The following is an 11,783-nucleotide window of genomic DNA, read 5'->3' as shown; positions in this document are numbered from 1 at the left end:
CTTTGAATAAATCTTAAAAACTATAAGTTGCCTAAAATTTAATAAGGCGATATATTTTTAGGTATTGAAAACTACAAAACTAATTAAAAATGACAACTGAAAAACTTCAAAAAGAAGGATTGAAAAAAATAAGAGTTGACTACCAATATTTAATTGAATTATTTAAAGAAATGTTGGTGTCTATTGGAGAGAAAGATTTAGCTGACGGCTTACCTATAGATAACTTTTCTGTTAAAAAAACAACTAATTATTCTAACGAAAAATTTACGCAGGCAATTGGAATGTGTTTTGAGTTGTTAAACTTGGTTGAAGAAAATGCAGCAACGCAATATCGAAGAAAATCTGAAACACAATTTGGAATAAAATCTACAAAAGGTTCTTGGGGTCACACGCTTGATCAATGGAAAGTATCAGGAATAAATGAATGTAAAATTGCTGAAAAGTTAAGAGAAACTAAAGTTGTACCAGTTTTAACTGCACATCCAACCGAGGCAAAGCGTTTAACTGTAATTGATATTCATCGTGAATTATACTTATTGCTAGTAAAAAAAGAAAATCCAAATTGGTCAACTTCAGAACAATCCTTATTAAAGCAAGAAATTGTTAGCTTAATGGAGCGTTGGTGGAGAACAGGAGAAATTTACCTTGAAAAGCCTCGTTTAGAGGATGAAAGAAATAATTTAATGCACTATTTTAATAATGTATTTCCTGAAGCTGTTAAATTAACTGATCAACGTTTAAAAGATGCTTGGAACGAAATGGAGTTTTCTCCTGAATTATTAGAATGGCCAGAGCACTTTCCGTTAATTCAATTTGGAAGCTGGGTTGGTGGTGATCGAGATGGACATCCATTTGTTACACCAGAATTCACTGCATCAACATTACGTTTGCACCGTAAGTTGGTGTTAGATATGATTAAAAAGCAATTAATTGATTTGGCTGCAAAATTAAGTTTTTCAAGCTATCAAAATTCTATCTCTAAAGTTTTTCTTGCTGAACTAGAGGTAAAGGCTGAATTATTTGGTGCTAAAGGGCAAAAAGCACTTGACCGAAATCCATCTGAACCTTTACGTCAATTTATAAATTTATTGTTAGTTAGGTTAAATAACACCATAAAAGATAATTGTAGTTTAGGAGAGAAAGGCTATTTTAAAACGGCTAACGATTTAGCTTCAGAATTAAAAGAGTTAAGACACTTATTAATAAATTTAGGAGCTACTCAAATAGCAAAACAATGGTTATTTCCTATTGAAAGACTGGTTCAATGTTTTGGTTTTCATTTAACAAAACTCGATATTAGACAAAATAGTGCTTATCATGAGAAGGCTATTAGTCAAATATTAGCTGCTTCAGGATTTGAAGATTATAATTATGGTAGTTGGAGTGAAGAGAAACGATTAACTTTTTTAAATGAAGAATTAAAAAGTAAACGCCCGTTTTTAGTTTCAGGAGTATCTTGTGGAAAAGAAGCTGACAACGTTTTAGGTTACTTGCTAGAAATTAAAACCTACGTAGATCTTTATGGTACTGAAGGTATTGGTTCTATAATTGTGAGTATGACTCGTAGTTTAAGTGATTTATTGGTGGTTTTCTTGTTATTAAGAGAAGTTGGATTAAAAGATGCAAATCTTCCAGTGGTTCCACTTTTAGAAACTGTTGATGATTTAATTGCAGGTCCAGAAATTTTAAAAGGATTTTTAAATCATCCAATTGTTAAAAAACAACGTTTAAATTCTGAAAATTTTACGCAAGAAGTAATGTTAGGTTACAGCGATAGTAATAAAGATGGTGGAATTTTAACAAGTAGATGGAATATTTATAAAGCTGAAGAGAATCTTACAAAAGCTGCTAAAGAATTTAATGTAAAATTATGTTTTTTCCACGGAAGAGGAGGAACCATAAGTAGAGGTGGTGGTAAAATTCATAGATTTTTAGATAGTATGCCTGCAGGTTCAATGAGCGGACATATAAAAATGACGGTTCAAGGTGAAACTATTGCAAACCTTTTTGCAAATAGATTAACGGCAACCTATAATTTAGAAATGTTTGTTGCTGGAACAGCTAGACAAGCTATGATTGAAGAATCGGAAACTAAAGATGAGCAGCGCTATAAAATAATGGATCAAATAGTTGAGCTAACTAGAGATACTTATGTTAAACTATTAGAACATCCAAATTTTATTGAATTTTATACGGCAGTAACCCCAATTGATGTATTGGAACAAAGTAAAATTGGTTCAAGACCTGTTAGAAGAACAGGGCAACGTTCATTAGAAGATTTACGTTCTATTCCTTGGGTGTTTAGTTGGAATCAATCTAGATTTAATATTAGTGGTTGGTTTGGAACAGGTACAGCTTTAAGAGAATTTCAAAAGCAACATCCAAACGATTTTGAACAATTAAAACAATTAGCTAAAGATTGGCCTTTCTTAAAATATAGCCTTATTCAAATTGAATCAAATTTGTTGAATTCTGATAGTGATATTATGAATGCTTTTGCTGAATTTGTTAAAAATGCTGATGTTAAAAAAGAATTAATGGGATTGGTTTTATCTGATTATAAAAATTGTCTAGATGAAATTGCTGAAATTATGGGTACATCTGCTGAATTTAGAAGAATTTCAAAATTAGATGATAATAAATTAAGAAATAACTCTTTAAGAGCCTTACACGAAATCCAAATAGATTATTTAACCAAGTGGAGAGCGTTAAAAGAAACGAACTCGAAAAAAAGTGATGATTACCTAATGGAATTGTTACTGCTTGTAAATGCCTTGTCAGGAGGTTTAAAAGGTACAGGTTGATATAACATTTTATACATAAAAAAAGCCAAATATTTATATTTGGCTTTTTTATTTAAAATCAATTGCTAAACATTTCATTCTTATTAAATTTTAAAAACTATGAGTAAACCTTTTCAATTCAAACAATTTACAGTTCATCAAGACAAAACAGCTATGAAAGTTGGTACAGATGGAGTTTTGCTTGGTGCTTGGACTAAAATAGAAGATACTGTAAATAGTATTTTGGATATTGGATCTGGAACTGGTTTAATTTCGTTAATAATGGCTCAACGTAGTTTTGCGGAGGTAATAGACGCTGTGGAATTAAATAATGAAGCTTACATCCAGTCTGTAGAAAATTTTGAAAGAAGTGATTGGGGAGATAGATTATTTTGTTATCATGCTTCATTTCAGCAATTTACTGAAGAAATAGAAGAGAAATACGATTTAATAGTTTCAAATCCTCCATTTTATAATTCAACTTATAAAGAATTGGAAGAAGATAGAGCTATGGCTCGACATTCGGAAAGTTTAACCTTTGAAGATTTGCTTAAAGGAGTTTCTTTGTTGCTTTCGGAGAAAGGATCATTTTCAGTGGTAATTCCTTTTTCAGAAGAAGAAACATTTATTGAAATTGCAGAAACTTATTTATTGTTTCCTCAAAGAATAGCAAGAGTTAAAGGTTCAATAAATTCAGAAATTAAAAGAAGTCTAGTACAGTTCTCTTTTACTAAAACAAAAGTTGAATTAAGTGAGCTATGTATTGAAATTAGTAGGCATAATTATACTGATGAATATACAGAATTGGTAAAAGATTTTTATTTAAAAATGTAATAAATTAGGCTATTTTGTTTCATTTTCAGTTTTCTTCATTAATTCATCCATTTCAGTTTTTAAATCTATAGCTTTAGTATAAATTAATAGTTTTTTTCTTATAAGAAATAAAATTAACGATACAATAATTAATATTGGAATAGTGTAAATAAATTCAATTTCATCAACAAATTCATTACCATCATTTAAAACTCCAATTAATTGAAATAAATAAACGGAGATTGGAATTAGAATTGCAAGACTCCACCATTTTTTATTGGTTATATAAAGTATAGATAATAATAAAAGAGGTACAAATTTATTAAAAACCCAATGCACATATAATTGAACATCACCAAAATATCCTGCTTTAATTTCACCAAAAATAGTACGATAACTTTCTATATCTTCAGGTATTAATCTATAAATATATAATAAATACGGACTAAAAGTTAATATTAATACTATTAAACTACCCCAATAAAGAGATGCTCTTTTTCTATTTTTCATAGTTAGAATTGTAAGGATATATCTCCTTCAATATATAATATTTTTTAATTATTATCTAACTATGGTTTATAGAATTGGGTTTTTTAAATAAAACTAGCCATGAATTTGTTCTGGATTATACCCAAAATATTGTACATACTTTTCTTTAAAAATAATTCCATTTTTTGTTAATTCTTCTAGAATAGGTTCATATATATCCTTTTTAGTTGGAATTTGAACACCTGGACTATTAATTTCTCCTTTCAATATTTTTAATGCAGCAATACCAACAGGTAAACCTACTGTTTTTGCCATTGCAGTATAAGTTTGATCATCTCCAACACAAACCATACTGCTTTTAATTTGTTGTTTTTTGCCATCCTTTTCAAACCCAAAAAGATGTTGCATAACAATCATATCCTTATCTTCTTTTTTTAAAGTCCATTTATCTTGTAATATTTTTTGAAGAATTTGAGCAGGAGTTGCATTTTTTAATCCAACTACTTTAGTTGGATTAAAAATATCTAATTCTAATAGTTTTTCCCAAATAATATCATCTTGGTCAATTTTTAAATAGTGGCGTAGTTTTAGTTCAACAGAATCGTTTGGATTGTATGCTAAAAAGGAGTTTGTAAAATCGCGGTAACTCATAGTTTCAGAATCGTCAACGGTATAACTGTCATCAGTCATTCCTAATTGAACAAAAACATTCCAAGCTTTAGAAAACCCAACGCGTCTAATTGTACCTCTGTAAAGCGTTAAAACATCTTCTAATCCATACTCTTTTATGTATTTTAAAGAATCTCTATTTGGGTAGGCTTCAAATTTCCCATATTCGTCTATTTTAAATATTTCGGTTCTTCTAAATAACTTATGATATGGAATGTATTTATATTTTCCTTCTTGAATAAATTTAGCGGTTCCACCTTGTCCTGCTAAAACAACATTTCTAGGGTTCCAAGTAAATTTATAGTTCCAAAGATTGTCATCACTTTCGGGAGCGACTAATCCTCCGCAAAAAGATTCAAATAAGAGCATTTTACCACCACTATCTCTAATTTCATCAATTATTTTCATGGCACTCATATGATCAATTCCAGGATCTAAACCAATTTCATTCATAAAAACTAAACCTTTAGCTTTTACTTTTTTGTGCAATGCTTTCATTTCATTTGAAACGTAAGAGGCTGTAACAAGGTGTTTATTTAAGTTTAAACATTTTATAGCTACTAACATATGAAACCGAGCAGGTAACATTGAAATTACAACATCGGCATTTTCAATAGCGCTAATTAATTGATTTTCATCAAAAATATTTAATAAAATTGCTTTACCGTTAAGGTGATTGTTGAGTATAATTTGAATAGTTTCTAATGAAAGGTCTCCAATAGTAACACAAAAATTTTCCGTTTCAGATTTTTTAAGTAAATATGAAATTAATGATGATGCAGATTTACCTGCGCCAATAATTAAAATATGTTGCATTAGTTAAATTTTAGATAAGCTAAAGTATAAAAAAGGTTAAGTCTCAACTAATTTTCATCTTCAGTTAATACAATCAATAATTTTCGCGCTTTTTTTTCATCTGCCGAGTTAACTTTTAGCATATAGCCTTCACTAATTGCTGTACCTATTATATTGCTCATATTTTCGTTGAAAATATAACTAGGAATATTTTTTTTAGAGAGTAAAGTTTTAGCTATTTGAATTTCATGAATAAATGCAGTATCTAAAACTGTTACCAATTTGTTAGTAGTTTCATCCATAATTTTAAGGTTTTATTAAATATACAAAAAAGTCAAATATTATACTAACTTTGTGTTTCTAAAATTTAAATATGAGAGTTAATTTGTTAATTGTTTGTGTATTAGGTGCTTTAACAATAGGTTTAGGGGCGTTTGGCGCTCACGGACTTAAGGAAGTGCTAACAAGTGAGGAATTAATAAATTTTAAAACAGGTGTTAGATATCAAATGTATCATGTTTTGGTTTTACTTTTTGTTTTAACAACTCAATTTTTGAATAAAAAATCAAAAAAAATAATTAGTAGTATATTTTATTTAGCAATATTATTTTTTTCAGGTTCTATTTACGCAATCACTTTAGGTGTTGAATCTAAAAATATTTGGTTTATAACTCCATTTGGTGGTTTGCTTTTTATTATAGGATGGATAAAATTAGGATTTGACTTGTTTAAGGGGTTGAAAATATAAACTTAATAAAATAAGCTTGAATTAAGATGTGTAATTTAACAGATTAAAAATAATTGAGTAATATTTTGAGTATAAATGTAAAATTGACGTTTTTCGAAAAGGTTTTCGAGTTTTTAGCTAATTTTAACGTCTTTTAACTGTCTGTTTATCAATATATTGCAGCCGAAAACGTTTTAGTAAATAGTGCTCTTTTGATGATAAATATCATATTAACCAACGCAATTTTATGCGTAAATTTGTAATAGAAATAAACAAAATAACCATAAATAAAAACATACGACATGCAAGTATTAAGAGATTCAGTTGTAGAAGCCTTAAAAAAAATTGGCTTAACCAAAAAGAACGAAATTATTTACAATCCTTCTTACGAAGAATTATTTGATGCAGAAATGGATCCTTCTTTAGAAGGTTTCGAAAAAGCTCAATTAACAGAGTTAGATGCTGTTAATGTAATGACAGGTAAATTTACAGGACGTTCTCCTAAAGATAAATTTATTGTTAAGGATGACATTACTAAAGATACTATGTGGTGGAATTCTGAACAAGCTCCTAATGATAATAAACCAACTACACAAGCTGTTTGGAATGATTTAAAAGAGTTAGTTGTTGAAGAGTTAAACGGAAAAAAATTATATGTAGTTGATACTTTTTGTGGTGCAAATGCAGATTCAAGATTAAAAGTACGTTTTGTTGTTGAGGTTGCTTGGCAAGCTCACTTTGTAACAAACATGTTTATTAGACCAACTGCTGAAGAGTTAGAGGTTTATGGAGAACCTGATTTTACAGTATTAAACGGATCTAAAATAACAAATCCAAAATGGAAAGAGCACGGATTAAATTCTGAAGTATTTACAGTATTTAATTTAACTGAAAAAATGCAAGTGATTGGTGGATCTTGGTATGGTGGTGAAATGAAAAAAGGAATTTTTGCAATGATGAACTACTTTTTACCATTAAAAGGTATGGCTGCAATGCACTGTTCAGCTAACGTTGGTAAAGATGGTGATACAGCTATTTTCTTTGGTTTATCAGGAACTGGTAAAACTACATTATCTACAGATGCTAGTCGTCAATTAATTGGTGATGATGAGCATGGATGGGATGATGAAGGTGTATTTAACTTTGAAGGTGGATGTTATGCAAAAACTTTAGATTTAGATAAAGATGCTGAACCAGAAATTTTTGGAGCAATTAAAAGAAATGCTTTATTAGAAAACGTAACAGTTGATGCTGATGGTAAAATTGATTTTACTGATGGTTCTGTAACTCAAAATACTCGTGTTTCTTACCCAATTAATCACATTGAAAACATTGCAGTTCCTTCAAAAGCAGGTGCTGCTAAAAAAGTAATTTTCTTATCTGCTGATGCATTTGGAACATTACCTCCAGTTTCTAAATTAACTCCAGAACAAACTAAATATCACTTCTTATCTGGATTTACTGCTAAATTAGCTGGTACAGAAAGAGGTATTACTGAACCAACTCCAACATTCTCTGCTTGTTTTGGAGCTGCTTTCTTATCTTTACACCCAACAAAATATGGTGAAGAATTAGTGAAAAAAATGGAAGCTAATGGAGCAGAAGCTTATTTAGTTAATACAGGATGGAATGGTTCTGGAAAAAGAATTTCAATTAAAGATACAAGAGGAATTATCAATGCAATTTTAGATGGTTCTATTGAAAGAGCGGAAACTAAAAACATTCCAATTTTCAATTTAGAAGTACCAACTTCTTTACCAGGAGTTCATACTGAAATTTTAGATCCAAGAGATACATATGAAAACACAAGTGAATGGACTGAAAAAGCTACTAAATTAGCAGGTTTATTTATTGAAAACTTCGTGAAATATACAGATAACGAAGAAGGTAAAGCATTAGTTGCGGCTGGTCCACAATTATAATTGTAGTTTTTATTTAATAAGAAAGCCATTCATTTTTGAATGGCTTTTTTTTATGCCCTCAATTATAATTGTATTTTTATATAAAAATTGAGATAAAATGAAAGTAATAGCTTCTTCCATTAAACATTTTATAAAACTTGAAACATCTTCAAGTATTATCCTTTTTGCTGTATCTATACTTGCTTTAATTTGGGCAAACTCATCTTTTTCAGATGTTTATCAACAGTTTTGGAATCATAAGTTTTCTGTAGGATTTACAGACACTAATTTTTATTTATCAAAGTCATTAATACTTTGGATAAATGATGGTTTAATGGCTATTTTCTTTTTTGTAATTGGTTTAGAAGTTAAACGAGAGATATTAGTAGGTGAATTAACTACACTTCGTAAGGCATCGCTTCCAATTTTTGCAGCTATAGGAGGTATGGTATTTCCAATATTAATATTTTTAGTGTTAAATAATGGTAAAAGTGGAAGTGAAGGTTGGGGAATACCTATGGCTACAGATATAGCATTTACATTGGGTATTTTAAAAATATTGGGTAACAGAGTTCCTTTAGGTCTTAAAATATTTTTAACTGCATTTGCCATAGTAGATGATATAGGAGCAGTTTTGGTAATCGCTATTTTTTATAGTGCTAATATTCAATGGGATTTAATTGCTTATGCACTTGTTTTGTTTGGATTTATTTCAGTTTTAAGTTATAAAAATATATATTCAAAATATTTATTTTTTATGGTTGGGTTTGTAATTTGGATATTGTTTCTAAAATCAGGAATACATCCAACTATTGCAGGAATTTTAATGGCTTTTTCTATACCTATTCAACGAAGTGTAAATTTGAAAGAATACTATACTAAAATTACCGAAGAAATTTCAGTTTTTAAAAAGGGAAAAAATGAAGCTAAACTTCTTACTTATGACCAAATTCATGCTATTGATACTATTGAAAGTATAAATGATGAAGTTCATTCTCCATTACAACATTTAGAGCACGCTTTACATGGTTGGGTATCTTATGTTATTATGCCAATTTTTGCACTCGCAAATGCAGGTGTAGTGTTAAGTTTTTCAGATTCTGGAGGTTCAGGTCATTTAAGTTTAAATATTGCTTTAGCGTTAATTTTTGGGAATGCTTTTGGTATTTCAATAATGAGTTTAATTGCTTTAAAACTAAAACTGGCAGATTTACCAAATGGTGTTAATTTAAAACAAATTTTTGGAGTAAGTTTATTAGGTGGTTTAGGATTTACAATGTCTCTTTTTATTGTAAACCTTGCATACGATAACCCAAACTTTATTGCAGCTGCAAAAATGGGAGTTATTATAGGTTCTATTGTAGCTGGAGTTTTAGGTTATTTAATATTAAGGTATACCACAACTAAACAAGTTAATTAAAAAAGCGTTGTTTGTATTTGTATTCAACAAATTTAAAATAGTTGTATAATTTATAATTTACTTCTAAACCATAATCTATATTAAAATCATAATCAATTTGGTTTTCGTAAATACTACTATTGTATCTTAAAGGATTCATGTTTCTTAAATTCCATTCAGTTACATAAAATCGATTTTTAGTTTCATAATAACTTTGAGAATAGAAATTCATAGGTTTAGCAATAGAATTTAAATAAGTATCATAACCTATATCTATAATTATTATTTCGTACTCTAAACTATCATTTGCAATTCTAACAGCATGTTCTGGAAGGTCGTTTTCTAATTTTATAGTTTTTGAACTACTTCCACAAGCAAAAACTAAAAAACCAATTATAAGTATACCTATTAAATTTTTCATATTATGTAGTTTTATAACTTAAAGGTACAAATAGCGTTCCGTTTTTATTGTAAATGGTGTTAATTTTTAATTTTATTTAACTTAAATTTGAGTGTTTTCAATAAAAAAAGGTACTAATATATATTAGTTATAAAAAACTAAATAATGAAAAAAAACAGATGTGCATGGTGTGGAAATGATCCACTTTATATTGAATACCATGATGTTGAATGGGGAGTACCGGTATATAATGATGCAAAATTATTTGAGTTTTTAATTTTAGAAACCTTTCAAGCTGGGTTAAGTTGGATTACAATTCTTAAAAAAAGAGAAAACTTTAGAAAGGCTTTTGATAATTTCGATTACAAGAAAATTGTAAATTATAGAGAAGATAAGTTCAATGAATTAATTAATAATGCTGGAATAATTAGGAATAAATTAAAAATTAGAGCTACAATATCAAATGCAGAAGCTTTTATAAAAGTTCAAAAAGAGTTTGGTACATTTTCTAATTATATTTGGGGATTTACTAGTGGTAAACCTATAAAAAATAAAGCAAAAACCTTGGATGAAGTTCCTGCAACCACAAAACTTTCAGATAAAATTTCAAAAGATTTAAAAAAACGAGGATTTAAATTTGTAGGTTCAACAGTTATTTATGCACATATGCAAGCAACTGGAATGGTAAACGACCACGTTACAGATTGTTTTAGATATAATGAAGTATAAAAAAAGAGGTTTCAATTTTGAAACCTCTTTTTAAATTTTATTCAATAGGTAAATAAATTTCTGTAACCCAATGTGCTGGATTTTCAGTATCTCTTGGGCTTACCATATAAACTTCAAAAGGTTCACTAGTTTCAATAAATGTATACCCTTGTTTACTCATTTCTTTAAAGGCTGAATTCCATGCTAATTCTGAATATTTGTAATTCCCTTTAAAAACTGTTTTAAATGTTTTTTGAGGCTTTAAATAACCAGTTAGAACGTCACCATTTGTTTCTAACCGTTCACTAATTGGGTAACAAACCGAAAACATAGTTGTATTATTTGCTTCGTCCCATTTATGAGTAATTAAAAATGGTTTTCCGTAAGATTGAATGTTGTTTTCTTTTACAAAAGTTGAAACGGCTTTTAACATTTCTTGCATTTTTACATCAGATTCTTCAACTTTACAGGCAGTAGTTTGGTACAAATAAAATCCGCCACCGTGGTCAACAGCACCCTTAAATTCAAAAGAATGTTTGTCCATTTCTATTTGTAAATGATTGTCTAAAAGTTCTAAACCTTTGTTAAACATAGGTTTTAAATTTTTATCTATTCCTCCTTGAGTTAGCCAGTATATTTTTTCTCCAAAAGTACTTTCACCTTTCATTCCCCAAGTAACTTCGTTACCATAATCTGTACGTGTAATATCCCAATATATTTCTGAAGGACTTCCTTGTGTAAACTGAATTTCTTGTATTAATTGTTTATTTGGAATTAAAGAAAGAGTTTTCATAGAGCCACCACCTTCTTTTCCAGTCCAAGTATAGGATGCATCAACACCTGATGTTATATCCGGATAAGAAGCAACAATTGTAGAATCCATTTCGTACCAAGGTCCCCAATCTTGCCAATTTTTATAATCATTAATATCATTAAAAATTACTTCTGCTGGAGCTTTAATTGTTCGTTTTACATTAATATCGTATGCACCATCTAGAGTTGCAATATAAATGGATCCACCAATAATTACTACCAATGCTAAAAGTAAAATATATTTTAGAGCTTTCATATCTGTTTAAGTTTGAAGTATAAATTTAAG

The 11,783-nt window shown here is 28.9% G+C and carries 11 protein-coding genes; 6 read left to right on the top strand and 5 right to left on the bottom strand.

Features of this window, described 5'->3' with window-relative positions; all coding sequences use genetic code 11:
- The first annotated feature begins 89 nt into the window (after positions 1 to 89).
- On the top strand, positions 90 to 2,804 hold the full coding sequence (locus tag R3X25_RS10525) for a phosphoenolpyruvate carboxylase (protein ID WP_317674578.1): 2,715 nt from the start codon (positions 90 to 92) through the stop codon (positions 2,802 to 2,804).
- Positions 2,805 to 2,903: 99 nt separating this feature from the next.
- Positions 2,904 to 3,617, top strand: a complete 714-nt coding sequence (locus R3X25_RS10520; RefSeq protein ID WP_317674576.1) for a tRNA1(Val) (adenine(37)-N6)-methyltransferase — start codon at positions 2,904 to 2,906, stop codon at positions 3,615 to 3,617.
- 9 nt (positions 3,618 to 3,626) lie between these two features.
- Here R3X25_RS10520 and R3X25_RS10515 read toward each other — a convergent pair whose 3' ends face one another.
- From R3X25_RS10515 to R3X25_RS10505, 3 genes are all read right to left on the bottom strand, one after another.
- Entirely contained in the window at positions 3,627 to 4,106 is a 480-nt protein-coding gene (locus tag R3X25_RS10515) for a hypothetical protein (protein ID WP_317674574.1), read from the bottom strand.
- A gap of 93 nt (positions 4,107 to 4,199) precedes the next feature.
- A complete protein-coding gene (locus R3X25_RS10510) occupies positions 4,200 to 5,570 on the bottom strand; it encodes a saccharopine dehydrogenase family protein (RefSeq protein ID WP_317674572.1) in 1,371 nt (456 codons plus the stop codon).
- 47 nt (positions 5,571 to 5,617) lie between these two features.
- Entirely contained in the window at positions 5,618 to 5,851 is a 234-nt protein-coding gene (locus R3X25_RS10505; RefSeq protein ID WP_317674570.1) for a putative signal transducing protein, read from the bottom strand.
- Between the two features lie 71 nt (positions 5,852 to 5,922).
- On the opposite strand from R3X25_RS10505, the gene R3X25_RS10500 reads away from it, so the two are divergent.
- The 3 genes from R3X25_RS10500 to nhaA all read left to right on the top strand — a co-directional run bounded on the left by R3X25_RS10500 (position 5,923) and on the right by nhaA (position 9,597).
- Positions 5,923 to 6,297, top strand: coding sequence for a DUF423 domain-containing protein (locus R3X25_RS10500; RefSeq protein ID WP_317674568.1), 375 nt, complete (start codon positions 5,923 to 5,925; stop codon positions 6,295 to 6,297).
- A gap of 281 nt (positions 6,298 to 6,578) precedes the next feature.
- Entirely contained in the window at positions 6,579 to 8,198 is a 1,620-nt protein-coding gene (gene pckA, locus R3X25_RS10495) for a phosphoenolpyruvate carboxykinase (ATP) (protein ID WP_317674566.1), read from the top strand.
- A 97-nt stretch (positions 8,199 to 8,295) separates the two neighbouring features.
- On the top strand, positions 8,296 to 9,597 hold the full coding sequence (nhaA, locus tag R3X25_RS10490; protein WP_317674564.1) for a Na+/H+ antiporter NhaA: 1,302 nt from the start codon (positions 8,296 to 8,298) through the stop codon (positions 9,595 to 9,597).
- On the opposite strand, the gene R3X25_RS10485 is transcribed toward nhaA, so the two are convergent.
- A complete protein-coding gene (locus R3X25_RS10485) occupies positions 9,590 to 9,997 on the bottom strand; it encodes a DUF6146 family protein (protein ID WP_317674562.1) in 408 nt (135 codons plus the stop codon). The two genes, nhaA and R3X25_RS10485, sit on opposite strands and share 8 nt — an antisense overlap.
- Before the next feature lie 144 nt (positions 9,998 to 10,141).
- On the opposite strand from R3X25_RS10485, the gene R3X25_RS10480 reads away from it, so the two are divergent.
- A complete protein-coding gene (locus R3X25_RS10480; RefSeq protein ID WP_317674560.1) occupies positions 10,142 to 10,705 on the top strand; it encodes a DNA-3-methyladenine glycosylase I in 564 nt (187 codons plus the stop codon).
- A 37-nt stretch (positions 10,706 to 10,742) separates the two neighbouring features.
- Here the strand turns inward: R3X25_RS10480 and R3X25_RS10475 are convergent, their stop codons facing one another.
- On the bottom strand, positions 10,743 to 11,753 hold the full coding sequence (locus tag R3X25_RS10475; RefSeq protein ID WP_317674558.1) for an SRPBCC family protein: 1,011 nt from the start codon (positions 11,751 to 11,753) through the stop codon (positions 10,743 to 10,745).
- Between the last annotated feature and the right edge of the window lie 30 nt (positions 11,754 to 11,783).

It is taken from the genome of Lutibacter sp. TH_r2, from assembly GCF_033101135.1.
GTDB lineage: Bacteria > Bacteroidota > Bacteroidia > Flavobacteriales > Flavobacteriaceae > Lutibacter.
Note: the sequence above shows the minus strand (reverse complement) of the source record. Positions and strands in the feature narration are given on the sequence as shown.

Excerpts from the sequence above, each read along its gene's own strand:
- R3X25_RS10500 (WP_317674568.1), top strand. The coding sequence starts at position 5,923 with ATGAGAGTTAATTTGTTAATTGTTTGTGTATTAGGTGCTTTAACAATA.
- R3X25_RS10510 (WP_317674572.1), bottom strand. The coding sequence starts at position 5,570 with ATGCAACATATTTTAATTATTGGCGCAGGTAAATCTGCATCATCATTA.
- R3X25_RS10525 (WP_317674578.1), top strand. The coding sequence starts at position 90 with ATGACAACTGAAAAACTTCAAAAAGAAGGATTGAAAAAAATAAGAGTT.
- R3X25_RS10515 (WP_317674574.1), bottom strand. The coding sequence starts at position 4,106 with ATGAAAAATAGAAAAAGAGCATCTCTTTATTGGGGTAGTTTAATAGTA.
- R3X25_RS10520 (WP_317674576.1), top strand. The coding sequence starts at position 2,904 with ATGAGTAAACCTTTTCAATTCAAACAATTTACAGTTCATCAAGACAAA.
- R3X25_RS10505 (WP_317674570.1), bottom strand. The coding sequence starts at position 5,851 with ATGGATGAAACTACTAACAAATTGGTAACAGTTTTAGATACTGCATTT.
- R3X25_RS10480 (WP_317674560.1), top strand. The coding sequence starts at position 10,142 with ATGAAAAAAAACAGATGTGCATGGTGTGGAAATGATCCACTTTATATT.
- R3X25_RS10485 (WP_317674562.1), bottom strand. The coding sequence starts at position 9,997 with ATGAAAAATTTAATAGGTATACTTATAATTGGTTTTTTAGTTTTTGCT.
- R3X25_RS10475 (WP_317674558.1), bottom strand. The coding sequence starts at position 11,753 with ATGAAAGCTCTAAAATATATTTTACTTTTAGCATTGGTAGTAATTATT.
- nhaA (WP_317674564.1), top strand. The coding sequence starts at position 8,296 with ATGAAAGTAATAGCTTCTTCCATTAAACATTTTATAAAACTTGAAACA.
- pckA (WP_317674566.1), top strand. The coding sequence starts at position 6,579 with ATGCAAGTATTAAGAGATTCAGTTGTAGAAGCCTTAAAAAAAATTGGC.